Raw genomic sequence first — 22,827 nt, 5'->3', positions numbered from 1 at the left:
ATCGGCTTACAGCTTGCGGCCGCTTTTCACGCCGAAGTAAAACCATTCATTGCCAGCCAGCGCCTTGGGGTTGGGGAATACGATGTAACCGTCATCCGGCGCCGTCACCGCTGTTCCATCGTGGCGGTGGCCGATGGCCTGGCCTTTGGCCACGCGGTCGAAACTGGCCCATTCGCGGGTGAAGGCGTCGGCCGGATGTTCCATGTCGATCACGTCGACCAGACGGATGATCTCGATTTCCGGACGAGGCGGTTCCAGCGGCAGTTGCGCCATGCCGAGCAGGGCCAGGGTCTGCAGGATCGCATGGTAGGCGACTTCCGGTGCGTGCGGGTCGTCATGCTGCCCGCATTCCAGCGTGATGCCGTAGACGCCCTGGGTACGGGCGAATTCCGTCGTGCCTACGCCATAGTTGCGATCCAGCAGGTCGGGAGCGCCGACTTTTCCTTCCTTGCGGCGGCGTTCCACGCCGCGTGCATAAGTGCCCATCCATCCTTCCACGATGCGTGTCGTTCCCAGATGAGCAGCCATGCGCTGTTCTGCCTGCGCATGCGAGAAGGGTTCGATGTCGCCATCGTTGTCTTCCGGCCCCAGCATGGCGAAGGGAACGCCGGCGGTATGGAAGGAGTGCAGGTCGAGCAGCACATCGTGTTCGGCGATCCACGGGCATAGCACGTTGGATATCCTGTCTTCGAAATTGGCCGGCGCCGCATTCACCCGCATGTTGCGGTTGAGGTTGCGTTCGCCCTGGCGTTGTTTCTTCTGGTAGGCGAGGGGATTGGTGACCGGCACCAGTGTCAGCAGGCCGCGCGTGAGGGCGAGGGCGCCGCTGTCCAGTTCGCGCAGCAGCCGCTCGATGGCGCGCGTGCCGCAAGTTTCGTTGCCGTGTACCGCACCCAGCACCAGCAGGCGTGGGCCGGGTTCAAGCGCGGCGAATTGATGGCGTTGCAAGGTACTGGGGATGCTGCTGGAAATCATGAGGAAATCTGTTGTTCTGGCGATAGCATGAAAGATACTCCGGTTCGCGCGGGTGTGCCAGAGACGGGGCGGACGTGCATTCTTTTATCTTCTTTAGTCCATGCGTTCCCAGCCAGGCGTCGCGCAAGAGGCAACCGCGTCGTGCGGGTGCAGGCTTTCATGGTGGCTGACCGAAACCGAGCAGGCGCTGAAATGCTGCTCCAGTGCCCACCGCAGGCGACGCGCGGCATCTTCCACGTACATCAGGTTGGCGCCGTTGAGCAGGGCGAATGCCTGTTCGTCGGCGCGCTTGACGGCCGTCTGCACCGGCGTGGCCAATGCCGTTTCGGCGCAGTTGATGAGTGCCGGTAGCGGCAGCGCATCGGCATCGGCGGAAAGCCTGATGCGCACCTCGGCCTCACTGCGCTGGCTGTGCGGCGTGGCCAGGCTGGCCCTGGCGGAAATCCAGTCGAGCACATCGCCGCGCGCGACCAGGGCGGTATCGCTGAAATCTTCCGCAAAAGCATCGCGCACGGCCTGTCGCGAGAGGGCGGCCGAACAGGGGCAGGTGGAGGAATACTGGATGCGCACTGCCAGTTCCACCCACGTGGCGTGGCCGCGATGCATGGCCTGCACGCTGACCGGATAACTCTTCCAGCCTGCCAGACCAGCGGTGCGCAGCGCCGGCCGTTGTTGCAGCAAGCCGAATTCCAGCCCGATGCGCGCCGCACGCGATCCGCAATCGGCGTGGCTTTCAATCATGTCGCGCAGCAGCCGCTGCAGTGAGCGCGGCGACAATTCCCCATGCTGGGCGAACGTACCCAGCAAGCGGTACAGGCGCGACATGTGGATGCCTTTGGCGTGCGGATCGGGCAAATCCACGGCAAGGTCTGCCGTGGCCGCCAGCGGCGCGATTTCAGGGCTGCCAGGCATCAGGGGGATGGCGATGCCGCGCATGCCGACCCAATTCAGCGCCAAGGGAATGGCCGAACTTTCGTGACGGGCGACATCGGGGAGTGTGGACGCCACCGTCAACCCCATAGCGGAAAGGGATCTGCCATGCGCACCCAGCCCAGCGGGCCTTGCGCCATTTCAGCATCGTCCAGCAGGCAGGCATCCAGTCGGGCGCGCAGCATGGCCTGGTTCAGGTCCATGCCGATGAGCACCAGCTCCTGGCGCGCATCGCCGACGTTCTCATCCCATTGTTCCATGATGAAGTCGACCGATTCCTGGTCTTGCGGCCATTGTTCGCGCGCCACGGCGGCCCACCATTTTCCTGCCAGCCCGTGGCGGCATACGCCGCCCGCCTGCGACCAGGAGCCGGCCTGCGCCGGCCGGCTGGCCAGCCAGAAAAAGCCCTTGGAGCGCACCACGCCCGGCCATTCGGTGTTGATCAGGTCGAAGAATCGCTTTGGATGAAAAGGCCGGCGCGCGCGGTAGGCGAAGCTGGAGATGCCGTATTGTTCGGACTCCGGCACGTGTTCGCCGCGCAGCTCCTGCAACCAGCCCGGCGCCTGCTGCGCCTGTTCGAAGTCGAACAGGCCGGTATGCAGGATCTTGTCCAGTGCCACGCTGCCGAAGGTTGATGTTTCGATGCGGGCGCGCGGATTGAGGCTGCGCAGGATGGCCGTCAGCCGTTCCAGTTCCTGCGGCGACACCAGGTCCAGCTTGTTGAGCACCAGCACGTCGCAGAACTCGATCTGCTCGATGAGCAGGTCGACTACGGTGCGGGTGTCTTCCTCTCCCAGCGATTCGCCGCGTTGTTCCAGGCTGTCCTGCGAGCTGTAGTCCTTGAGGAAATTGTAGGCATCGACCACGGTGACCATGGTGTCCAGCCGCGCCACATCGGACAGGCTGGCGCCGTCTTCGTCGGTGAACGTGAATGTCTCGGCGACCGGCAGCGGTTCGGAAATGCCGGTGGATTCGATCACCAGTTGGTCGAAACGCCGCTCGCGCGCCAGCTTGCGCACTTCCAGCAGCAAATCTTCACGCAGCGTGCAGCAGATGCAGCCGTTGCTCATCTCCACCAGTTTTTCATCGGTGCGCGACAGTTCGGCGCCGCCGTTCCTGACCAGGGCGGCATCGATATTGATTTCCGACATGTCATTGACGATGACGGCCACGCGACGGCCTTCACGGTTATTGAGGATGTGGTTGAGCAGGGTGGTTTTGCCGGCGCCGAGAAAGCCTGAGAGCACGGTCACGGGAAGCCTGCCATCGGCAGGTCGTTGCAGGGTGGTTGTTTGCATGGAAAAAGGGCCGTTGGCGTAAAAAGGAGGCGATGGATAGGGGCTGGATAAATGCAACAGAGTTGCGTAATATCTCATAAATGCAACTTAGTTGCAAATGTGGGGCTGCGGGCCTCCCTGAGAAAAAAGCCGCTTCGTGCTAGCATTGCGCCTCGCAATCAGGAGGCTTTTTCATGTCCAATCTCTTTCCATACAAGGGAAATTCAGTCATTCCACAGGTTCAAAAAATGGACAATGGAAAATTCATGGCCTGCTTCGTGATCCACGAAGGCAAGGACAGCAACGGCAAGTTGCGCTACCAGCGCAAGTCACCGACCAATGAGTTCGATTCCGAAGATGAGGCGGTTGCCTACATCCTGGATTTCTCAGGTGACTGGATCGACCAAAACCCCCTCTGAGCCAACGCTGCCGGCATACACCAGGCAACAGGCCATACGAAAGAGCCGCATAGTGCGGCTCTTTTTCATTTCGTCCCCACCGCTTGCGCAGAATTCGCCCGGCGCGTGCGACAAATTGCCACATTCGCAGCGCACGGCGCGCGGCCTACAATGAGCCGCTTATCCTTGCCACTTCCATGCATGCCGTGATTCCGCATCACGGAGTGCGGTTTCCTGCCATGACCACCCATACCTACCAGCCGGCCGCCAGCGTGTCCGGCCAGCGCAAGAGCGCATCGGCGCTGGCGGCTTTGCTGCTGCGCCTGCATTTCTACATCGGCCTGTTCGTCGGCCCGTTCATCCTGGTGGCAGCCGTCACCGGCACGCTGTTCGTGGTGACGCCGCAAATCGAGACGCGCATGTATGCCGACCAGTTGTTCAACCGCTCGCAAGGCGCCGCGCAGCCGCTGGCGGCGCAGGTGAAGGCGGCAGAGGACTATATCGGCGAAGGCCCGCGTCTGTTTGCGGTGCGTCCGGGCAAGGAGCCGGGCTGGAATACCCGCGTGATGTTCAGCCAGAAAGGCTTGGGCGACTCGGAAAGCCGTGCGGTCTTCATCGACCCGGTGAGCCTGGAAGTGAAGGGCGACCTGACCGTCTACGGCACCAGCGGCACCTTGCCTTTGCGCACCGCGCTGGACACCCTGCATCGCAACCTGATGCTGGGCAGCCTGGGCCGGAACTACAGCGAGCTGGCGGCATCGTGGTTATGGCTGGGCTCGCTGGGCGGCCTCTGGCTGTGGTGGAGTACGCGGCGCAAGACGCGTGCTGCCACGCGCCGGACGATGAACGCGCGCCGCCTGCATTCGCTGCTGGGGCTGTGGATCGTGGTCGGGCTGGTGTTTTTCTCGGCGACCGGACTGACCTGGTCGAAGTGGGCCGGCGGACGCGTCAATATGCTGCGCGCTTCAATGGGATGGGTGACGCCTTCGGCCTCGATGCAATTGCAGCCTGCCAGCACGGGCGCCGATGCCGGCATGGGCGAACATGCCGGGCACATGGGGCACCACGGATCGGATGGCATGGCCATGCTCATGCCAGCGGCCGGCGATCCGGCGCGGTTCGACCTGGTGCAGTCGATTGCGCGCCAGGGCGGCATCGATGCCAGCGAGATCGAGATCCGTCCCCCGCGTGCGCAGAACCAGGCGTGGATGGTGCGCGAAGTCGACCGTTCCTGGCCGACCCAGGTCGATACGGTGGCAGTCGATCCGGATCGCATGGCCATCACCAGCCGCGCCGATTTCGAGACGTTTCCGTTGGTGGCCAAACTGATTCGCTGGGGTGTCGATGCGCACATGGGCATCCTGTTCGGCGTGTGGAACCAGATCCTGATGGCGGCCTTCGGTATCGCGCTCACGGCCATGATCGTGCTGGGCTATGTGATGTGGTGGCGCCGCCGTCCGGCAGCCGGAACCGCCCTGGCGCCGCTGTCCGAGGCCTTCGTACGGCTGCCGCCGGCGCAGCGCACGGCGGTGGGCGCACTGGCCATTGTCCTGGGATGGAACCTGCCGCTGATGGGCCTTAGCCTGTTGCTGTTCTTGCTGGCGGATGTGTTGCGCTGGCGCTTGGCCCGTCGCTGAGATCATCCATCCTGAACCATTCGCTGCCGCGTTGCATGAAGGACTGTGACGCGGCCAGTGAGAAGCTATTCTGCCCGGGCTCCCAGCCCAGCCTGTGCACCGTGATCTGATGCGCTTCAATCTGCAGCACATTGAATGAATTGACTTCGCCGCGCCCGCGTGTGGAAGTGGCTGTTCCTGCTTGCACTACCAGTGCCGAATAGCCAGGGATGTTGTAGCGTCCGGCGCTGCTGACGGCCGAACTGATATGTGCGTGGCCTGCCAGCAGAAGGTCGGCGCCGCATAGCGCGAAGGCGCGCATGGCGGGTATCGCCTTGCCGACCAGGCTGTGGTGTTGCGGCCCCGGCGGCAAGTCGAAGGGGTGGTGGGTGACGATGATCTTGACCATGTGGTCGCCGACAGCGGCCAACTGGCGGCGTGTTATCTCGATCTGGCGGTCGTTGACGCGGCCATCCTTGATGGTCAGCGAGCGCGCGGTGTTGATGCCGACCACCACCATCTCATCATCCATGAAAACCGGATGCAGGTCTTCGCCGATATAGCGGCGGTATTTGCGCAGCGGCTGCAGCAGCCGTGCGGCGATGTTGAACAGCGGCACATCGTGGTTGCCCGGCACCACCAGTTGCGGCTGCGGCAGGGCGTCGAGGAAGTGGCGCGCCTGCTTGAACTGGGCGCTGCGCGCACGCTGGGTCAGGTCGCCGGACACCACTACCAGGTCGGGCTTGAGTTCATGCACCTGCGCGATCAAAGGTTCGATGATGGCGGTATCGATGCGGCCGAAATGCAGATCCGAGAGATGGATGATGGTACGCATCAGTGGTCCTTCCGCAATGCTCGGATGATGGCCGGTTGGACTTCCGCGGGAATGGGGCGCGCTTCGCGATCCGGCACGATCACTTCCAGCGAAGCCGGGCGGATGCGGTATTGCAGCGGCGTCTGCATGATGGTGACCTCGCCGTCGGTGGCTACTAGCATACGTTTCTTGTGCGTTTCGATCAGGATGTCGTGGGCAGTGAGCGCGTCGAAGTCGTGCGCCTCATGCAGCCGTCCGAACAAGGCGTTGACGGCCAGGCGCAAGAGGCCGAGGCGGCCGGTACGGTGGCAGACGTAGAGGCTGAGTTTACCTTCCATCAGCGAAGAACGCTTGCCGATATCGAGGCCGCTCATCAGGTATTCGTTGTTGCCGATGAAGACCAGGGGCGTATGCCGCCAGTGGTCCTGGCCGCCGACATGCAGGCGCACGCGCAGGAAGGGATAGCGCCGCAACGCGCCCATTGCCGCCCAACTGAAGGCCAGCCATTTTCCGCGCCCCAGGCGGGCTTGCTGCTTCTCTCGCTCGCGCACGATGTCGGGATACAAGCCGAGGCTGGAATTGTTGATGAAGGGCACGCCGTTGACTTCGCCGCTGTCGACGCGGATACGCCAGCCATGGGCGATCGCGGCGATGGCATCTGCCAGCGCCAGCGGGATGTCCAGGTCCTTGGCAAAATGATTGAGTGTGCCCAGCGGCAGCACGCCCAGGGCGCTGCTGCAATTCGCATCGGCAATCAGCACGGAGGCCACCGCGTTGACGCTGCCGTCGCCGCCGCCCACGGCGACGATCCCGATCTTGTCGTGCACAGCCTGGCGTGCAGCGGCCAGCATGTCTTCGCCGCTGGTCGCGAGGCATACACTGGCGCGCAAGCCATGTCTGGCGAACTCCGCAGCGATGTGTCCGGCCAGTTCCTGCGCATGGCCGCCACCGGCCTTGGCGTTGATGACCGCGACCACGTCGGGCCGCTCTTGGCCGGTATCCGGTTGTTGTTTGCTTGCCGGAAATCCGGCGGGCCTGGTTTTTTCTGGGATCGGATGTGTCGTCATAGGCGGCGCTGTAGAAGGGCCGGCACATGAGCCGGAAATCAGTTGGAGCGCGGCCGCGCCCAATAGTGCCGGTGCACCGTGAAAACCACCGTGGTGCACAAGGCGAACCAGGCTGTGCCCAGCAGCATCGCACCCAGCACATCGCTCAGGAAATGGGCGCCGAGATAGACCCGGCTGAAGGCGGTCAGCAGCACCAGCAGCAAGGCCGTGCAGACGATGGCGGCTTGCGTGCCGCGTGTGCCTGTGTGCAGCCGTTCGCCAATACGCCCGGCCAGCGCAGGCTGGTGGAGCAGGTAAGCCGCCAGCATCGCATACAGCAAGGTGGCGCCGATCGTATGGCCGCTGGGAAAACTGTAACTGTGCAGCACCAGGATGGGATCGTTGAAATGCGGGCGCAGCCGTGTAAAGACATGCTTCAAACCAAAGTTGAGCAGCATGCCGCCCGGCAGCACCAGCACAAGGTCGACCGCCCAGTGCCACTGCCGTTCGCGCACCATCTGCCACAGCAGCAGCGCACCCATGGCCAGCACGCCGATGGTGCCATGCAAGTGAGTATAGCCGAGCAGCAGTTCCGTCAGGGGCGAGAAGGCGTGGAGGTTGAACCAGTCGGCCAGTTGCTGGTCGAGCCGCACCAATGCACCATGGGTCGTGACTTCATAGGCGATCAGGGCGAACAGCAGGAGAGTGGCCGCCACGGCCAGTACGGCGGTGACGAGGCGCGCCTGAAGGAATGCGCGATAAGGGAGAGAGGAGTGATGTGGCCGGTATGTCATCCGGCCATTCTAGCGCGGCGCGAAGGACGCGCGCCGCACTTGAGCCGGCTCAGGCGCAGGGATCGCTGCCCAGCGCGATGGAACGCAGCGACGGCAGGTCAAGCAATTCCACGTCGCGGTGGTTGACGTCGATGACACCGGTTTTCTTGAAGCCGGACAGCAGGCGGCTCACGCTTTCCACCGCCAGGCCGAGATAGTTGCCGATTTCCTCGCGCGTCATGCGCAGCTGGAAGCGGGTCGAGGAGTAGCCGCGGCTCACGTAGCGCGACGACAGGTTGACCAGGAAGGCCGCCATCTTCTGCTGCGCGGTCATGCTGCCCAAGGTCAGCATCACGCGTTGCTCGCGCGAGATTTCCAGGCTCATCATGCGATGGAACTGGCGCAGCAGGATCGGCATGTCGCGGAACAGGTCTTCCAGGCTGGCGAAGGGAATCTCGCAGACCTCGCTGTCTTCCAGCGCCACCGCTTCGCACAGGTGATGGCCGGCGCCGATGGCATCCATGCCGAGCAATTCGCCGGCCATCTGGAAACCGGTGATCTGCTGGCCGCCATTGGGGTTGTGCTGGAACGTCTTGAAGTGGCCCAGCCGGATCGCGTACAGCATGTCGAACTTGTCGTTGACGTGGTACAGCGTCTCGTCGCGCTTGACCTTGCGGCGGCGGTTGATCACTTGCTCCAGCCGTTGCATGTCGCCCTGGTCCAGCCCCATCGGCAGGCACAACTGGTGCATGCCGCAGGCGGAGCAGCCGGCACGCAGCGCCTGCACGGTAGCGCCGGATGAAGAGCGGGGCGAGGCGGAGGGCGATAAGCTGGACATAAGTAGTTCGGATTCCTTCTTCATGTTTGCAGCGCAGCAAGGATTACTGCTTTGCAATCGGATAGCACCATCATAGGGTGCTGCAGGCACATTCAAATCGACGGACAGCGGGGGATCTCTGTTCTTGTACCACAGTTCCAGAACAGGGATGCTTCCCGGGCAGGCCGTTCGGAAACTTTCATCTGTTGCATACAGCGCTTGCATCCGGGCTATCTGCCGCACGGATGCGTTTGCTTATTTGATGAGTTTCAGAACATCCCGAAACAGCGGATGCCTGGCGTCGCGCATCCATTCATAAGCCACCATTTCTACGGTCACCGGCACCGCGCCCGCCTGCTGCAGCCGTGCGAAGGCGGCGTCGCGGTCGCTGGGCTTGCGCGATCCGCAGGCGTCCAGCAGCGGCAGTACCTGATAGCCGTGCTCGAGCAGTGAGAGCGCTGTCTGCAGCATGCAGATGTGCGCCTCGCAACCGGCGATGACGATCTGGCGCGCGGCACCGGGCAGGGCCGGCAGCAGGCCTTCGGCGCAGGCGTCGAAGTGGCTCTTGGCCAGCGTCTGGCCGCACAGATGGCGTATGTCGGGATGGTTGGGGCCGAGCTTGTCGGGGATCTGCTCGGTGCCGATCACGGGTACGCCGAACAGGCCGGCAATGGTGGCCATGCGCACGGCCTGCGCCAGGATGGCCTGGTTGTCATGGATCACCGGCAGCAGTTTTTGCTGCAGGTCGACCACCAGCAGCGCGGATTGGCTCACATCGATCAGCATGGGCATGGTTCTCGTCAAATGGGTGAAACGGCTGAGCCGGATGCGTTGGCAGGAATTGAATGGTTTGTGTCATTGACGCCATACCGGCCCAAATCGACAATTTTTCCTCCGATAACATACCAGAGCGAAAAACCATGACAACACCGCCGACAGGCCATCCCGGGCAGCAATTCGACCATGTTAAGGCGGCTTCCTTACCGCAGCCTTATGCAGCAGGAAGATACAACCCGACGGTGCTGGCGGTATGCCAGGGCCTGTTCACCTGCGCCATCTCCATCGACCTGACGCTGACCGCGCTGACCGGCTGGCAACTGGCGCCGGACAAATCGCTGGCGACCTTGCCGTTCGCCCTGATCACCGTTGCCGGCGCGCTCGTTACCTGGTTTGCCGCCTTCCTGATCCAGCGCCTGGGACGGCGCTTGTCGTTCGCATTGGGCGCCGCCAGCTGCTGCGTGGGTGGACTGGTATCGGTATGGTCGATATGGCATGGCGACTTCTGGACCTTTTGCGCAGGCACCGCGCTGGTCGGCGTGTTCCAGGCCTTTGCCCAGTATTACCGGCTGGCCGCGGCCGATGCCGTCTCCGACGAATTCAAGAGCCGCGCCATCTCCACGGTACTGGCCGGCGGCGTGATCGCGGCCATCGCCGGGCCCGCGCTGGCCGCATGGAGCAAGGATCTGTTCCCGTCGGCCCTGTTCGCCGGCGCCTATCTGGTGGTGGCTGTCATGGGCGCGCTGTCGGTGCTGGTTCTGCTGTTGCTGTACCGCGATGTGGCTCCTTCGCAGGGATCGGCCGATGCCGGTGCACAGGCCTCGGCGCCGGCGCGCACGCTGGGCCGGATAGCGCGTACGCCGGTATTCATCGCATCGGTGGCCAACAACGTGGCAGGTTCGATGGTGATGATGTTCATCATGACCGCGGCTCCGTTGGCGGCGGTGGCTTGCCACCATCGCATCGATGACGGCGCGGCGATCATCCAGTGGCATCTGGTGGGCATGTATGCGCCATCCTTTTTCGCCGGTCGCCTGGTCAAGCGTTTCGGCCTTGGCGCGGTGCTGATGGCCGGGCTGGCGCTGAACCTGGCCTGCGCCGTGACCGCGATGGCTTCCACCAGCCTGCCGGCTTTCTACGCGGCGCTGCTGTTCTTGGGGATCGGCTGGAATTTCATGTTCGTCGGCGGCACCACCTTGCTGGCGCGCTCCTATACGCCATCCGAACAGGCCAAGACCCAGGGTTTTTCCGAACTGCTGCGCTACGCCGCTACGGCGCTGGCCACGCTCGGCGCAGGCCCCTTGCTGGCGCGCTTTGGCTGGCAGACGCTCAACGTGGCGATTCTGCCCATCCTGCTGCTGAGTGCGCTGGCCACCGCATACTGGATGCTCGGGCAGCGCGCCGGCCAGCCGCGTCCGGCTTGACGAGCGCATGGGATAACATCGAGAGAGTCCAACGAGATTTTGCGAGGCAGACAGTGAGCCCCAGTTCACCGAAGAAAAATGTATCCGCCCAGCCCATGCGCGTGGTGGTGCTGGCCTACGAAGGCATGAACCTGCTCGACCTGTCCGGACCGCTGCAGGTGTTCGCCACCACCAACCGGCTTGCCGGCGAGGCTGGCCCGTACCGTCTGCATGTGGTGTCCGCCAGCGGCGGCAGCATTGTCACCGGCGCCGGCTTGCCTGTCGCCACGCAATCGCTGGCGGCGCTGGATGCCGAGCTGGAATCCAGCGCCGGCATCCATACGCTGATTTCTCCCGGCGGCAGCACGGGCGAGACCTTCGTCACCGATGCCGCGCTGGTGCAATGGATACGCCGTCGCGCACCACAGGCGCAGCGGGTGTGTTCGGTCTGCACCGGCGCCTTCCATTTGGCCGAGGCAGGCGTATTGGACGGCTTGCGCGTGACCACGCACTGGAATTGGGCCGCCGAATTGCAGCGGCAATATCCCCGGCTGGAAGTGGATGCAGAGCCTATTTTCATCCGGCAAGGGCGTATCTGGACTTCGGCCGGGGTGACTGCCGGCATCGACCTGGCGCTGGCCCTGGTGGAGCAGGATTGCGGGCACAAGCAAGCCATCGCCACGGCGCGCCAGCTGGTGATGTTCATCAAGCGCCCGGGCGGGCAATCCCAGTTCAGCATACCGCTGGCCTCGCAATCGGCCGGGGCGGGGCGCTTTGTCGAATTGCATGCCTGGATTGCCGCGCATCTCGGCGATGACTTGCGGGTGGAAAACCTGGCGGGCTACGTCAACATGAGTCCGCGCACCTTTGCCCGCGCCTACGTCGCCGAGCTTGGGCGTACGCCTGCGCGCACGGTGGAGCTGATGCGGCTGGAAGCCGCCCGGCGTGCGCTGGAAGAAACCTCGTTGCCGCTCAAGCGCATCGCCACCGATGCCGGGTATGGCGAAGAACAGAACCTGCGCCGCGTGTTCCAGCGCCAGCTGGGCGTGAGCCCGGCGCAGTACCGCGAGCGGTTTTCCGCGCATTGACCGCGATCAGGACTTGAGCGGCTCCAGCGTCCTGAGTTCGGCCAGCGAATCGAGCCACCACGACAGTGCCGGCCCGGCGCGGTAATCGGGCTTGTAGACGCATTGCACCGGCAGCTCGGAGCCCTGCGGCGGATGGTGGATGGTGGCGATGCTCACCAGCCGGCCGGCGGCGAGGTCGGCCTGCACCACATGCAGCGGCATGTTGCCCCAGCCCATGCCGGCGCGCAGCAGCGCGTGCTTGGTGCCGAGGTCGCTCATGCGCCAGGTCAGCCGCGAATGCACCGAGAAGTCTTGCCGGGCGGTGAGTTCACTGCGGTCCGACAGCACCAGCTGGGTCTGCTGCAACAACAGCTTTTCAGAAACACGCCCCTTGACCTGCGCCAGCGGGTGGTGCGGCGCCACGACCGCCACCAGCTTCACGCTGGGCAGGGTGATGCGCAGCAGGTTGGGCGGGGTAGTCGGCAAGGTACCGAGAATGCCCAGCATGGCGCGCCCGTCCAACACGCGTTCGGCCACCGCGCCCAGCGCCTCGATATCCAGCCGCACCGTGACTGCCGGAAAGGCATCGCGGAAACGCCGCAGCAAATCCACCAGGCACGCCGTGGGAAAGAACACATCCACCGCCAGCGCCACTTCCAGCTCTTGTCCCTTGGCATACGAACTGGCGCGCACTTGCAGCGAATCCACATGATCCAGCACCTGGCGCGCATCGGCCAGCAGCGCCATGCCGGGGGCGGTCAGTTGCGGCCGGTAGCCGCTGCGGTCGAACAAGGTGACACCCAGTTGTTCTTCCAGCGTGGCGATGGCATAGCTGACCGCCGACTGCGCGCGCGCCAGCTTGCGGGCCGCCGCCAGGAAACTGCCGTTGTCGGCGACCTGCACGAAGACGCGCAACTGGTCCAGGGAAAGGCGTTCGATGTTCATGGGTGAGATGTAAAACTATATCTAATAATTAGATATTGATTATATAAAGATAATCAGTTTTGTTTGTCCGATATTTTGCTTATTCTGTTGCTACCGGTTGCAGCAAACAGTGGCAACACTTACTGATCCGCCGGGAAATTGAAATCAGGAAATATTCCAAACCAAATCCCACACGGAGAGGCACACCATGATCACCAATATCAACATCTATCGCATCGGCCGCATCCTGCTGGCATCGCTGTTCGTCGTTTCCGGCATCTTCAAGATCCTCGGTTTTTCCGGCACGGTCGGCTACTTCACCAGCCTGGGTCTGCCTGTGCCCACGGTGGCGGTAGTGGTGACCATCCTGGTCGAAGTCGGCGGCGGCCTGCTGCTGATGTTCGGCCGCGGCGTCAAGCCGGTGTCGCTGGTGATCGCGCTGTTCACGGTTGGCGCGACCTTGTCGGCCCACCATTTCTGGAACATGGAAGGCGCTGCCGCACAAGCGCAGCTGACCCAGTTCCTGAAGAACCTGTCGCTGATCGGCGCTTTGCTGCTGGTGTCGTCCATCGATCCGGAAGCCCAGCCCGAGCGTCCCCACTAAATCGCCGCCTGTGCCTGGAACATCGCCGGCCAGGCGCAGGAAACCGCATTGAATGAAATTGAATCACCCAGGCAGCCGTCCATGAGCCGATGACATTGGCCCATGATGCGGACGCACCCAAGGAGAAAGCACCATGAACACCCCCTACACCCGCCAGATCGAACGACTCGTCAACGGCATCCCTACCCAGGATGGCGCCGGCGTCAGCCTCACCCGCGTGCTGACCCATGACCTGCAACGCCGCCTGGACCCGTTCCTGATGCTGGACGCTTTCCATTCGGACGAGCCCAGCGACTACCTGGCCGGTTTTCCCGACCATCCGCATCGCGGCTTCGAGACCGTGACCTACATGCTGGCCGGCCGCATGCGCCATCGCGACAACGCCGGCAATGAAGGTTTGCTGGAACCGGGCGGCATGCAGTGGATGACCGCCGGCCGCGGCCTGGTGCACTCCGAGTTGCCGGAACAGGAAAATGGCCTGATGAGCGGTTTCCAGCTGTGGGTCAACCTGGCCGGCCGCGACAAGATGACCGATCCCGGCTACAGCGACATTCCGTCCGCCGGCATCCCCGAGGTGTCGCCGCAGCCCGGCGTGAAGGTGCGCGTGCTGGCAGGCGAAGCGTTCGGCACGGCCGGTGCGATCCACCGCGACACCACCGAGCCGCTGTACCTGGATATCGCGCTGGAGGCGGGCGTGGCCATCGACCTGCCGATCCCGGCCACGCACAATGCCTTCCTGTATGTGTATGAAGGCAAGCTGGCGGTCGGCGCAGAAAGTGGCGACCGCAGCGAACGCCGGATGGCCGATGCCGGCCGCATGGCAGTGCTCAACAATGCCGCCGGCGCCGCAGGGGTGTCGGTGAAAGCGGAGCAGGGCAGCCGTTTCCTGCTGATCGCCGGCAAGCCCCTGAATGAGCCTATTGCCCAATGGGGGCCGTTCGTGATGAATACCCGCGAACAGGTCGAGCAGGCCATCGACGATTTCCGCGCCGGCCGTTTTTAAGCGGATATCTTGAACGGATTATTCCGAGTCCGATAACAACCGCGGGCGCCCCAACCAGGCGCCCGTCATCTGGGAGTACTGTATGAGCAACATCCGCCACAAGATCCAGGGCCTGACCCGCGACATCGGCTTTCCGGTACGCCGCCTGCTGCCGGCGGCCGCGGCCCGCACCGTCGGTCCCTTCGTGTTCTTCGATCACATGGGACCGGTCGAATTCGATGCCGGCACCACTGAAGGCGATGTCCGCCCGCATCCGCACATCGGCCTGGCCACCGTGACCTACCTGTTCTCCGGCGCCATGATGCACCGTGACAGCCTGGGCGTGGTCCAGCGCATCACGCCGGGCGCGGTGAACTGGATGGCCGCCGGCCGCGGCATCGTCCATTCCGAGCGTGTTCCCGAAGACATCCGCGAGCAAAAAGTGCCGGTACACGGCCTGCAGATGTGGGTAGCCTTGCCGGCCGGCGAAGAAGACGGCGCCCCGCTGTTTCACCATTACCCGGCCGAGCAAATGCCGGTCGTCGAAGTTGGCGGGGCCAAACTGCATGTGCTGGCGGGTTCGGCCTTCGGTGCAAGTTCGCCGGTGGCGACCGCCAGCCCCACGCTGTACGTGGCCGGCAGCGCGGAAAAGGGCGCCGAGCTGGAGATTCCCGCCGATGTCGCCGAGCGCGCCGTCTATGTGGTCAAAGGTGACGTGTCGCTGGATGGCGAGCCTTTGGAGGCCGGTACGCTGGCCATCCTGGAACCGGGTGCTGCAGTCGCGCTCAAGGCCGGCAGCGACGCGGTCTTCATGCTGCTGGGCGGCGAGCCGCTGGATGGGCCGCGCTTCGTGTGGTGGAATTTCGTCGCCACCTCGAAAGACAAGATCGAAGCCGCCAAAACGGCCTGGAATGCGCGCGATAAGAGCATGTTCCCGGACATCCCCGGCGAGACCGAATGGATTCCGCTGCCGGTGCATTGAGCCAATTCGTCGCGCACAAAGGAAAACCGCCTGCCGCAGTCAATGCGGCAGGCGGTTTCTTATTGGGGGAAAGGAATTACATCAGGCCGATGATGCGGCCCATCTCGGCGATGTAGGGGCTGTCTTTCAATACGGCGTTTTCCACGCTGTCGGCGGCCCTGCGCAACGACTGCCAGGAGTCGCGCACCGAGCCGGTATGCGGTTGCGGCGCCGACAAGTGCTCCTTCAGGCGGGCGATGTCTTCGCGCAGTTGTTGCGCGTCAAGGCTGTCGGCAGGCTGTTTCTGCAATTCCAGTTCAAATTCGTTCACCATCTGCAGCAAGCGCTGGTGGTTGAAGTCCGGCGTATCCGTTTGCGTGTCGCTCATCTTTTCTCCTTCGGTTGTTGGCCGTTCTCCATCATAGCCAGAATGCGGCAGTGCCGGCGAAAAAAGCTGCCGGTAATTTGCCCGGCATCAAATGCCATGATCGGTTGGTTGCCGTCTGAAAAGGCAAGTTCCCCAAGCGCGGCGGCAGTGCGCTTTGTTACACTGGCAGCTGTTTCCGGCGGAACCCTCATGGCGCCGCCATTCTTATTGCCAATTAATGACCATATCCCAAGATTTCGCTCCCCACATCGCATGGCAGGCCGACGGCGCGCAGCAGACGCTGCCCTGGCATTCGGAAGCCGGCAACGGCCCCCCAAAACGCGTGGTGGAGGCGGACGACCAGATTCCTGCCGATACCGCCTACAAGCTGGCCTGCGAAGGCACCGGCCTGTTGTGGCGCGGCGACTTCCAGAACGCACGTTTGTTGCTGCAGGCCCTGGGCCGCCGCGTCGATCGCGCGCGCGAGCGTTTCGAAACCAAAAAGAAGGTGGCCGAGAAGGATGCGGCAGCGCAGCCGGCCCAGGCCTTTCACCACCAGCGGCAGATGCAGGCGCAGCGCGCCCGCATCCTGGGCATGCTGCTGATTCCCTTCGATTCCGGTTTCAGCATTCCGCTGCGGCGCGCGCCCGATGTGCACGATGCCTGCGCCGAGGCGTATGGGCCGCAATTGGGCGCCCAGCCGTTTGCAGCATCGTTGCGCGAACTGCAGGGCTTGATCGGCGCTCATGAGTGGCGCAAGAAGGGCGTGGAGATCGCTTCGCTGGGCGCACGCATCCATCCTTACTATGGCGTGTTCTCACCGGTGCGCGGCGAATACGTCGAGCTGGTGGCGCAGGCGCCGCTGCCGTCGACTGCGCTGGCTTTCGACATCGGCGTGGGGTCCGGGGTCTTGTCGGCGGTGCTGGCCAAGCGCGGCGTGCGCAAGGTGGTGGCGACCGACATGGATGAGCGCGCACTGGCATGCGCGCGCGAAAACCTGAAAAGCCTGGGGGTGCTGGCGCAGGTGGAGTTGCACCAGGCCGACCTGTTTCCCGCAGGCCGGGCGCCGCTGATCGTCTGCAATCCGCCCTGGCTGCCTGCGCGCCCCAGTTCGCCCATCGAGCACGCCGTCTACGATCCGGACAGCCGCATGCTGCTGGGCTTCCTCAATGGCCTTGCCCAGCATCTGGAGTCGGGCGGCGAAGGCTGGCTGATCATGTCCGATTTTGCAGAACACTTGGGCCTGCGCGCCCCCGGCATGCTGGCCGAAGCAATCTCTGCCGCCGGCCTGGAAGTGGCCGGCCGTATCGACACCAAGCCGCGCCACGGCAAGGCCGCCGATCGCGACGATCCGCTGTACGCGGCGCGCAGCAAGGAAACCACTTCGCTGTGGCGCCTCAAGGTACGTGCCTGACCATCCAAACCAAGGGAGCCGACGATGAACGCCAATGCCATCCATGCCGTATTCCTGCGCTGCACGGCCCTCATGCTGGCGCTGGGTTGCGCAGGGCAGGCATCTGCCCAGGGGGTGACCGCACGCGACCTGGGCGGCAGCTACGGTACGCATAACCAGGTGGTTCCTGTCCCGGTGCCCATTCCGGTGCCGGACCCGCTGAACCGCAACCAGCAACTGAGCGAGCCGATCACCACGTCCGGCAATAGCTGCACTTGCCAGGTGGCCCAGGCCAGCGGTAATGCCTGCATGATTTTCCTGCGCACCAATGCGGCGGACTGGATTGCCAAGAACGCGCCGCAGACCGCCATGCGCTCATCGGCCGGCGGCCGTTTCTACGATGCGCCGTTCAGCCTTGCCGCAAGCGCCTGCGCCGGCCGCAAGGTGGCGCCGGGTGGCATCAAGGTGCATTGGCTGGACCGCAGCAATGCGATCCTGGAATGGAAGTGAAAAATTGCCGGAGATACGGGGGCTAAGCGATACAGTCTTCAGCGTCCGGCAAATTCCCGCGCCAGTTTAAGGAAGTTCTGCTGCGTCGGCTCGCCCGTTCCGCTGCGGCACACCAGGTTGATCGGCGCCAGCAGCGCCGGCCTGGCATCTTTCACACGGCAATACACCACGCTCTCCCGGTGGAAGCTCTTCATCGAAGCCGGGACCACCGACACGCCCACGCCCGCGGCCACCAGGCTGATGTTGGTCAGCATGCGGTCGATTTCCAGCGCGATCTTCGGGGTGAAGCCGGCGTTTTCGCAGGCTGCGATCAGGTTGGAGTACATGCCCGGCGCGCCGTGGCGGCGCACCAGAATGAATTCCTCCGCTGCCAGCGCGTTCAACGAGACTGAAGGCAGGCTATCGTCGGCCGCCGATGTGTCGCGCTTGCCCGCCAGCAGCGGGTGGCCTGCGGGCAGGATCAGCAGCATTTCCTCTTCCAGCAATTCGTGGAAGGCAATGCCTTGCGGCTGGGCCACGGGCTGGCGCAGGAAGCCGATATCGACCTTGCCATGCATGACGTCTTCGGTCAGTTCCGCCGCATTGGCTTCGGTCAGCGCCATATGCACGCGGGGATAGGCTTCGCGGTAGGCGCGGATGATGCCGGGGATCAGGGGGTGCGCTGCCGCCGAGCTGGTGAAGCCGATGGCGATGGTGCCGGCGAAGCCTTGCGCTGCACGTGCGGCTTTTTGCGAAGCCAGTTCCACGCTGTGCAGGATGGCTTTGGCTTCTTCCAGGAAGACTCTCCCACCGGCGGTCAGGTCGGCGCCCTTGGGATGGCGGCGCAACAGCTCGAAGCCCAGCTCCTGTTCCAGCAGGCGGATCTGGTGGCTCAGCGGCGGCTGTTGCATGCCCAGCCGTTCGGCGGCACGGGTAAAGTGCTGTTCTTCCGCGACCACGAGGAAATAGCGGAGATGGCGCAATTCCATTCAATCTGTCTCCATATTTTGTTTATCTGGAAATATTATTTTTGATATATTTTACAGATCCTCTCTGCACTGTATGCCGCCAGCAATGACGGATATCCCTTAGCGTACGCAGCGGAGACTTGGCCGGTAGACTCCATGCTGCAGCCATCGCCAGGATGGCCGGGACACAACAAGACAAAAAACACGAAATAAACCAAAGAGGGAGACAGCGCCGGTTCGACGGCGTCCAGCATCGATGTCGGGGAAGATATTCAGGAACGGTCTGGTTCAGATGGCGGCAGCGATTGCCGCGGGTATCGCCTTGGGCCAATGGCAACCCGATCTGGCCGTGCAGATGAAGCCGTTGAGCGATGGTTTCGTCAAGCTGATCGGCATGCTGATCGGCGTGATCATGTTCGCGCTTGTGGTATCGGGCATCGCCGGCATGCAGGGACGGGCCCAGACCGCCAAGGTCGGCGGCAAGGCGGTGCTGTATTTCGAGGCGATGGCGTTGCTGTCGCTGGCGGTCGGTATCGGCGCCGCGGTGCTGCTGGAGCCGGGCAGCGGTTTTCATCTCGATTTGTCGGCCACGGCAGCGGAGGCGGCGGGTAGCACCGGCGGGCAGATGGTCTCGGGCTACATACGCCGGGCCGAAGACTTTCGTTTCGACCAGTTCGCCCTGGGCCTGATCCCCGATAGTTTCGCTGGCGCCTTCGTGTACAACAACAGCTTGCAGATCCTGCTGGTGGCGGTGTTTTTCGGCGTCGCGCTGGGCCACCTGTCGGCGGTCAATCCCCGCATGGCGCAACTGCGCGATTTCATTGAAGCCATCCTCGGCGTGCTGTTCGGGATGGTCAGCCTGATCCTGAAGCTGGCGCCGCTGGCGGCGTTCGGCGCCATGGCCTTTACCATCGGCCGTTATGGCCCGGGCTCGATGCTGCCGTTGCTGCGCTTCGTCGGTGCGATCTACCTGGCCAGCATTTTCTTCGTCGCGGTGGTGATGGCGCTGGTGGCGCGCGCGGTCGGCGTGAACCTGTTCAGGATGATTGCCTATGTGCGCGATGAGCTTCTGCTGGTGGTCTTCACGGCCTCGTCGATGGCGGCATTGCCGGGGCTGATCGAGAAGATGGAAAAGATCGGCTGCTCGCGCAATGTGGTGCGGCTGGTGCTGCCGGCCGGCTACAGCTTCAATCTTTCCGGCACCAATCTCTACCTGGCGATGGCTACCCTGTTCCTGGCGCAGGCCTCGGGTGTGCACCTCGGCGCATGGCAGTTGCTGACGCTGCTGGCGATCGCCATGCTCACTTCCAAGGGCGCCACCAGCGTGACCGGCTCCGGTTTTATCGCGCTGGCGGCGACGCTGGCCGCGTTGCAGATGGTGCCGGTGGGCGGAATCGTGCTGTTACTGGGCGTGGAGCGGCTGATGAAGTGCCGTTCGCTGACCAATGTGATCGGCAATTGCCTGGCCTGCGTGGTGATCGCCGTATGGGAGCGCGAGTTCGACCGTGAGGCGATGCGGCGCGAGCTGGGGGGCGAGTGAGGGCCTGTTCAAGCCTGCTCTTCGGCAGGCGCCTGCCACGCCGGAAAATCCAGCACTACCGAAAAATACCCTTGCGCCGTATGTTCGAAGCGCATGCCGCCGGCATGCGCGCGCATTACTTCTTCCACGATGGACAAGCCCAAACTTGCGCCCATGCGGCCCTCGCCGCGCGGTGAAAAGGGTTTGCGCAGCCGTTCCCAGTCGGCGGCGGGGATGCCGGGGCCGTCATCGATGAAGTGCAGTACATAACGCGCTTCATTGCGCGCCTCATTCGCCTCAAGCCGCACGTGCAAGAGGCCCGGGGAGCCGTATTGCAGCGCATTGTTGAGGATGTTCTTGATGGCTTCACCCAGGCTGATGGCATCGCCGCGGATGAAGCAGGGCGCTTCCGGCATGTCCAGCGCCAGGTCGGGCGTGCGTTCGCGGTTGGACAGCACATCGGTCATTTGCGAGCGCACCAGCTCACCGAGGTCGATGCGTTGCTGCAGGCTGATGTCGCTGCGGTGCTGCACCATGGCGTGGTTGATCAACTGGTTCACCAGCGCGCCCAGGCTGCGCGTGCGCTCGCGCAACTGGTCCAGGTGGCGCTGGCGCTTTTCCTCGCTGGTCTGGGTTTCCAGCAATTCCATTTGCGATACCAGGGCGGTGACCGGGGTACGTAGCTGGTGGGCGGCGTCGCCGATCACGCGCCGCATGGTGGCGCGGTGTATCGCCAGGCGCTGCATGAAGGCGTTGATGGCGGAAACCAGCGCGTGGGTCTCGGCCGGCACGGTCAGGTTCAGCGGCGAGAGGTCGTTCAGGTCGCGTTCGCGGATGGCGGCTTCGATACGTTTCAAGGGCGCCAGCGCCTGGTACAGCGTGAACATGGCCGCCACCAGCGTCAGCACGCTCATGGCGATGATCACCAGCAGCGCCTTGCTGCCCAGGCTGTGTGCGAACGACATGCGGGCATTGTTGGTCTGCACCAGTACGATCACCGCCCACGGATGCGGGCCGTCGACCGGCATGCGGCGGCCGATGATGGCCATGCGCACCGGTGTGCCGAGATATTCGCCATCGCGCAGCAGCGGGCCTTGCTCCAGCTTTTCCCACGGGATATCGGGGCGGAATTCGCCATCGCCGGCGATCACCCGGCCTTGCGGATCGAGCACGACGTAGATCGCATGGTCGCCGGTGCCCAGCATCGAGAGTGCGGCCAGCGGCACGTCGACGTTGACGGCGCCGTTCTCGTACCAGGTGTTTTCCGCAATCTGCAACGCGCTACCGGAAAGGATGCGGTCATAGGCCTCATTGGCTGCCAGCTGGGTCGAGATCCAGATGGCGATCAGCAGGGCGGCGGCGCTGATAGTGAGCACCGCGCCCACGCGGGTGACCAGCCGGGTATAGAGCGAGCGTCCGGCGACGACGTGCTGCGTGCGCGGCTGCATCAGTGGAGCGCGCCGCCGTCGGCAGGGGCGTGCAGCACCAACTGGTAGCCCAGGCCGCGCAGGGTGCGGATCTCGAAGGCGGCGCCGGCCAGCTTCTTGCGCAGGCGGGCAACGTATTGTTCGACGGTATTGGCGTTGGGCGTGTCGTCTACCGTAAACAGGCGGTCCATCAGTTCGTCCTTGTTGAAGATGCGGCCGGGGCGGGAGGCGATGATCTCCAGCAGGGTCACCTCGCGCCGGGTCAGCTCGATCGGCACGCCGTCCAGCGTGGCGCTGCGGCTCTTGCGGTCGATGCTGACGTTGGCGCAGTGGATCAGGTTGGTCGACTCGCCGCCGCTGCGGCGCAGCAGCACACGGATGCGCGCGTCCAGTTCGCGGAAATCGAAGGGTTTGATCAGGTAGTCGTCGGCTCCCAGGTCCAGCGCTCGCACGCGCTCCTCGATCTCGGCGCAGGCGGTCAGCATCAGCACCGGCGTTTTCTGGCCGCGCCCGCGCAATTGCTCCAGCAGCGAGAAGCCATCCTGCTGCGGCAGCATCACATCCAGGATCACCAGGTCGAAGGAATCGGCCATGCGGCGTCCGGCGGCAGCGCCGTTGCTTTCCCACTCCACGGTATGGCCGATACGGGCGAGGTGGGAGACGATGGCTTCGGCCACGTCGGAGGTGTCTTCGACCAGCAGGATACGCATGGGTTATCTCAAGTTTGTTGCGGTGCCGCAGCCGTAGCGGACCTACAGGTGGAAATCGCCCGCGGCTTCCGGCTGGTAAAGCACTTTCTCAATCAAAATATGGCAGGTTCGGCCCGGAATCCGCCAGTCGATGGTATCGCCTTCCTTGTAGCCCAGGATCGCGGTGCCGACGCCGGAGCAGATCGACAGCTTCCCGGCACTGCCGTCCGCGTCCTGCGGGTAGACCAAATCCACCTCTATTTCCTCGTCGTCCAGATGCAGCAAGGCTCTTGAGTTCATCGTGACCACATCCCGCGCCACCTGACGCGGATTAACGACAGTGGCTCGCTCGATCTCGTACTCCAGCTCGACCACATCCGGGCCTTGCTCCAGCATGACCAGGTTCCTGAGTCGGGCCTGGTCGATTTCAGTGATGTAGATCTCGGCGGGGCCACTCACAGGACCTTCGCGCAAGAGCTGAAAATAACGCTCCGAGCTCATGGCATATGACTTCAGCGTGGGCGTTTCGCTGTCAAGCAGAAAACCGCAGCCCAGGAATGCCTTCAGCGCAGTCTCGTATACACATTCCGAGACCACGAGACCAAGGCGAA

25 protein-coding genes are annotated in these 22,827 nt (G+C 63.6%); 10 read left to right on the top strand and 15 right to left on the bottom strand.

Features of this window, described 5'->3' with window-relative positions; genetic code table 11:
* Positions 1-6: 6 nt before the first annotated feature.
* The 3 genes from AKL28_RS07905 to zigA form a co-directional block, all read right to left on the bottom strand.
* A complete protein-coding gene (locus tag AKL28_RS07905) occupies positions 7-975 on the bottom strand; it encodes a M14 family metallopeptidase (RefSeq protein WP_050467578.1) in 969 nt (322 codons plus the stop codon).
* 93 nt (positions 976-1,068) lie between these two features.
* A complete protein-coding gene (folE2, locus tag AKL28_RS07900; protein WP_050467683.1) occupies positions 1,069-1,983 on the bottom strand; it encodes a GTP cyclohydrolase FolE2 in 915 nt (304 codons plus the stop codon).
* A 2-nt stretch (positions 1,984-1,985) separates the two neighbouring features.
* Positions 1,986-3,203, bottom strand: a complete 1,218-nt coding sequence (zigA, locus tag AKL28_RS07895; protein ID WP_050467577.1) for a zinc metallochaperone GTPase ZigA — start codon at positions 3,201-3,203, stop codon at positions 1,986-1,988.
* 173 nt (positions 3,204-3,376) lie between these two features.
* On the opposite strand from zigA, the gene AKL28_RS07890 reads away from it, so the two are divergent.
* Both AKL28_RS07890 and AKL28_RS07885 read left to right on the top strand, forming a co-directional pair.
* Positions 3,377-3,601, top strand: a complete 225-nt coding sequence (locus AKL28_RS07890) for a hypothetical protein (RefSeq protein WP_050467576.1) — start codon at positions 3,377-3,379, stop codon at positions 3,599-3,601.
* 218 nt (positions 3,602-3,819) lie between these two features.
* Positions 3,820-5,217: a PepSY-associated TM helix domain-containing protein gene (locus tag AKL28_RS07885; RefSeq protein WP_050467682.1), complete on the top strand. Its 1,398-nt coding sequence runs from the start codon at positions 3,820-3,822 to the stop codon at positions 5,215-5,217.
* Here AKL28_RS07885 and AKL28_RS07880 read toward each other — a convergent pair.
* The 5 genes from AKL28_RS07880 to AKL28_RS07860 all read right to left on the bottom strand — a co-directional run bounded on the left by AKL28_RS07880 (position 5,159) and on the right by AKL28_RS07860 (position 9,432).
* Positions 5,159-6,031, bottom strand: a complete 873-nt coding sequence (locus AKL28_RS07880; protein ID WP_050467575.1) for a metallophosphoesterase family protein — start codon at positions 6,029-6,031, stop codon at positions 5,159-5,161. The genes AKL28_RS07885 and AKL28_RS07880 overlap by 59 nt on opposite strands.
* On the bottom strand, positions 6,031-6,987 hold the full coding sequence (locus tag AKL28_RS07875; RefSeq protein ID WP_050467574.1) for a diacylglycerol/lipid kinase family protein: 957 nt from the start codon (positions 6,985-6,987) through the stop codon (positions 6,031-6,033). The genes AKL28_RS07880 and AKL28_RS07875 overlap by 1 nt, the downstream gene beginning before the upstream one ends.
* 128 nt (positions 6,988-7,115) lie before the next feature.
* Positions 7,116-7,850 (bottom strand): phosphatase PAP2 family protein, encoded by a 735-nt coding sequence (locus AKL28_RS07870; RefSeq protein WP_050467573.1) that lies wholly within the window; start codon positions 7,848-7,850, stop codon positions 7,116-7,118.
* A 49-nt stretch (positions 7,851-7,899) separates the two neighbouring features.
* Complete coding sequence (gene fnr / locus AKL28_RS07865; RefSeq protein WP_050467572.1) at positions 7,900-8,667, bottom strand: fumarate/nitrate reduction transcriptional regulator Fnr; 768 nt, start codon at positions 8,665-8,667, stop codon at positions 7,900-7,902.
* A gap of 234 nt (positions 8,668-8,901) precedes the next feature.
* Positions 8,902-9,432 carry an isochorismatase family protein gene (locus tag AKL28_RS07860; protein WP_050467681.1) on the bottom strand — a complete coding sequence of 177 codons (531 nt, stop codon included), beginning with the start codon at positions 9,430-9,432 and terminating at the stop codon, positions 8,902-8,904.
* A gap of 134 nt (positions 9,433-9,566) precedes the next feature.
* On the opposite strand from AKL28_RS07860, the gene AKL28_RS07855 reads away from it, so the two are divergent.
* Complete coding sequence (locus AKL28_RS07855; RefSeq protein ID WP_082221410.1) at positions 9,567-10,847, top strand: MFS transporter; 1,281 nt, start codon at positions 9,567-9,569, stop codon at positions 10,845-10,847.
* A gap of 95 nt (positions 10,848-10,942) precedes the next feature.
* On the top strand, positions 10,943-11,914 hold the full coding sequence (locus AKL28_RS07850; RefSeq protein WP_050467571.1) for a GlxA family transcriptional regulator: 972 nt from the start codon (positions 10,943-10,945) through the stop codon (positions 11,912-11,914).
* A gap of 6 nt (positions 11,915-11,920) precedes the next feature.
* Here the strand turns inward: AKL28_RS07850 and AKL28_RS07845 are convergent, their stop codons facing one another.
* Complete coding sequence (locus AKL28_RS07845; protein WP_050467570.1) at positions 11,921-12,838, bottom strand: LysR family transcriptional regulator; 918 nt, start codon at positions 12,836-12,838, stop codon at positions 11,921-11,923.
* A 187-nt stretch (positions 12,839-13,025) separates the two neighbouring features.
* Between AKL28_RS07845 and AKL28_RS07840 the strand changes: the two genes are divergently transcribed.
* The 3 genes from AKL28_RS07840 (at position 13,026) to AKL28_RS07830 (ending at position 15,385) form a co-directional block, all read left to right on the top strand.
* Complete coding sequence (locus AKL28_RS07840; protein WP_050467569.1) at positions 13,026-13,421, top strand: DoxX family protein; 396 nt, start codon at positions 13,026-13,028, stop codon at positions 13,419-13,421.
* A 133-nt stretch (positions 13,422-13,554) separates the two neighbouring features.
* Positions 13,555-14,424: a pirin family protein gene (locus tag AKL28_RS07835; RefSeq protein ID WP_050467568.1), complete on the top strand. Its 870-nt coding sequence runs from the start codon at positions 13,555-13,557 to the stop codon at positions 14,422-14,424.
* Positions 14,425-14,506: 82 nt separating this feature from the next.
* Complete coding sequence (locus AKL28_RS07830; RefSeq protein ID WP_050467567.1) at positions 14,507-15,385, top strand: pirin family protein; 879 nt, start codon at positions 14,507-14,509, stop codon at positions 15,383-15,385.
* A 76-nt stretch (positions 15,386-15,461) separates the two neighbouring features.
* Here the strand turns inward: AKL28_RS07830 and AKL28_RS07825 are convergent, their stop codons facing one another.
* Both AKL28_RS07825 and AKL28_RS07820 read right to left on the bottom strand, forming a co-directional pair.
* A complete protein-coding gene (locus AKL28_RS07825; protein ID WP_050467566.1) occupies positions 15,462-15,752 on the bottom strand; it encodes a hypothetical protein in 291 nt (96 codons plus the stop codon).
* Positions 15,749-15,943: a hypothetical protein gene (locus AKL28_RS07820; protein ID WP_050467565.1), complete on the bottom strand. Its 195-nt coding sequence runs from the start codon at positions 15,941-15,943 to the stop codon at positions 15,749-15,751. Before AKL28_RS07820 ends, AKL28_RS07825 begins: the two co-directional genes overlap by 4 nt.
* 26 nt (positions 15,944-15,969) lie before the next feature.
* Between AKL28_RS07820 and AKL28_RS07815 the strand changes: the two genes are divergently transcribed.
* Together AKL28_RS07815 and AKL28_RS07810 are read left to right on the top strand one after the other, a co-directional pair.
* Positions 15,970-17,145: a methyltransferase gene (locus tag AKL28_RS07815; protein ID WP_050467564.1), complete on the top strand. Its 1,176-nt coding sequence runs from the start codon at positions 15,970-15,972 to the stop codon at positions 17,143-17,145.
* Positions 17,146-17,217: 72 nt separating this feature from the next.
* The gene (locus AKL28_RS07810; protein ID WP_156226272.1) at positions 17,218-17,634 is read left to right on the top strand and encodes a hypothetical protein; all 417 of its coding nucleotides are present in this window, start codon (positions 17,218-17,220) and stop codon (positions 17,632-17,634) included.
* Positions 17,635-17,672: 38 nt separating this feature from the next.
* Here the strand turns inward: AKL28_RS07810 and AKL28_RS07805 are convergent, their stop codons facing one another.
* Positions 17,673-18,602 carry a LysR substrate-binding domain-containing protein gene (locus AKL28_RS07805; RefSeq protein ID WP_050467563.1) on the bottom strand — a complete coding sequence of 310 codons (930 nt, stop codon included), beginning with the start codon at positions 18,600-18,602 and terminating at the stop codon, positions 17,673-17,675.
* Between the two features lie 271 nt (positions 18,603-18,873).
* Here AKL28_RS07805 and AKL28_RS07800 point away from each other — a divergent pair, with 271 nt between their 5' ends.
* A complete protein-coding gene (locus AKL28_RS07800; protein WP_156226266.1) occupies positions 18,874-20,121 on the top strand; it encodes a cation:dicarboxylate symporter family transporter in 1,248 nt (415 codons plus the stop codon).
* A gap of 8 nt (positions 20,122-20,129) precedes the next feature.
* Here AKL28_RS07800 and AKL28_RS07795 read toward each other — a convergent pair whose 3' ends face one another.
* From AKL28_RS07795 to AKL28_RS07785, 3 genes are all read right to left on the bottom strand, one after another.
* Complete coding sequence (locus tag AKL28_RS07795; RefSeq protein WP_050467561.1) at positions 20,130-21,548, bottom strand: sensor histidine kinase; 1,419 nt, start codon at positions 21,546-21,548, stop codon at positions 20,130-20,132.
* A complete protein-coding gene (locus tag AKL28_RS07790) occupies positions 21,548-22,237 on the bottom strand; it encodes a response regulator transcription factor (protein WP_050467560.1) in 690 nt (229 codons plus the stop codon). Before AKL28_RS07790 ends, AKL28_RS07795 begins: the two co-directional genes overlap by 1 nt.
* A gap of 42 nt (positions 22,238-22,279) precedes the next feature.
* On the bottom strand, positions 22,280-22,827 hold a 548-nt coding region (locus AKL28_RS07785; RefSeq protein ID WP_197091052.1), incomplete at its 5' end, for a GreA/GreB family elongation factor.

Origin of the sequence: Herbaspirillum chlorophenolicum (genome assembly GCF_001189955.1) — a bacterium.
Taxonomy (GTDB): domain Bacteria; phylum Pseudomonadota; class Gammaproteobacteria; order Burkholderiales; family Burkholderiaceae_D; genus Herbaspirillum; species Herbaspirillum chlorophenolicum.
The sequence above is the reverse complement of the archived record's forward strand: the minus strand, read 5'-3'. Positions and strand labels throughout refer to the sequence as shown.

Coding starts and splice junctions, on each gene's coding strand:
- AKL28_RS07905 (WP_050467578.1), bottom strand. CDS start 975: ATGATTTCCAGCAGCATCCCCAGTACCTTGCAACGCCATCAATTCGCC.
- zigA (WP_050467577.1), bottom strand. CDS start 3,203: ATGCAAACAACCACCCTGCAACGACCTGCCGATGGCAGGCTTCCCGTG.
- AKL28_RS07890 (WP_050467576.1), top strand. CDS start 3,377: ATGTCCAATCTCTTTCCATACAAGGGAAATTCAGTCATTCCACAGGTT.
- AKL28_RS07885 (WP_050467682.1), top strand. CDS start 3,820: ATGACCACCCATACCTACCAGCCGGCCGCCAGCGTGTCCGGCCAGCGC.
- AKL28_RS07880 (WP_050467575.1), bottom strand. CDS start 6,031: ATGCGTACCATCATCCATCTCTCGGATCTGCATTTCGGCCGCATCGAT.
- AKL28_RS07870 (WP_050467573.1), bottom strand. CDS start 7,850: ATGACATACCGGCCACATCACTCCTCTCTCCCTTATCGCGCATTCCTT.
- fnr (WP_050467572.1), bottom strand. CDS start 8,667: ATGTCCAGCTTATCGCCCTCCGCCTCGCCCCGCTCTTCATCCGGCGCT.
- AKL28_RS07860 (WP_050467681.1), bottom strand. CDS start 9,432: ATGCTGATCGATGTGAGCCAATCCGCGCTGCTGGTGGTCGACCTGCAG.
- AKL28_RS07855 (WP_082221410.1), top strand. CDS start 9,567: ATGACAACACCGCCGACAGGCCATCCCGGGCAGCAATTCGACCATGTT.
- AKL28_RS07850 (WP_050467571.1), top strand. CDS start 10,943: ATGCGCGTGGTGGTGCTGGCCTACGAAGGCATGAACCTGCTCGACCTG.
- AKL28_RS07845 (WP_050467570.1), bottom strand. CDS start 12,838: ATGAACATCGAACGCCTTTCCCTGGACCAGTTGCGCGTCTTCGTGCAG.
- AKL28_RS07840 (WP_050467569.1), top strand. CDS start 13,026: ATGATCACCAATATCAACATCTATCGCATCGGCCGCATCCTGCTGGCA.
- AKL28_RS07835 (WP_050467568.1), top strand. CDS start 13,555: ATGAACACCCCCTACACCCGCCAGATCGAACGACTCGTCAACGGCATC.
- AKL28_RS07830 (WP_050467567.1), top strand. CDS start 14,507: ATGAGCAACATCCGCCACAAGATCCAGGGCCTGACCCGCGACATCGGC.
- AKL28_RS07825 (WP_050467566.1), bottom strand. CDS start 15,752: ATGAGCGACACGCAAACGGATACGCCGGACTTCAACCACCAGCGCTTG.
- AKL28_RS07820 (WP_050467565.1), bottom strand. CDS start 15,943: ATGAGGGTTCCGCCGGAAACAGCTGCCAGTGTAACAAAGCGCACTGCC.
- AKL28_RS07815 (WP_050467564.1), top strand. CDS start 15,970: ATGACCATATCCCAAGATTTCGCTCCCCACATCGCATGGCAGGCCGAC.
- AKL28_RS07810 (WP_156226272.1), top strand. CDS start 17,218: ATGCTGGCGCTGGGTTGCGCAGGGCAGGCATCTGCCCAGGGGGTGACC.
- AKL28_RS07805 (WP_050467563.1), bottom strand. CDS start 18,602: ATGGAATTGCGCCATCTCCGCTATTTCCTCGTGGTCGCGGAAGAACAG.
- AKL28_RS07800 (WP_156226266.1), top strand. CDS start 18,874: ATGGCGGCAGCGATTGCCGCGGGTATCGCCTTGGGCCAATGGCAACCC.
- AKL28_RS07795 (WP_050467561.1), bottom strand. CDS start 21,548: ATGCAGCCGCGCACGCAGCACGTCGTCGCCGGACGCTCGCTCTATACC.
- AKL28_RS07790 (WP_050467560.1), bottom strand. CDS start 22,237: ATGCGTATCCTGCTGGTCGAAGACACCTCCGACGTGGCCGAAGCCATC.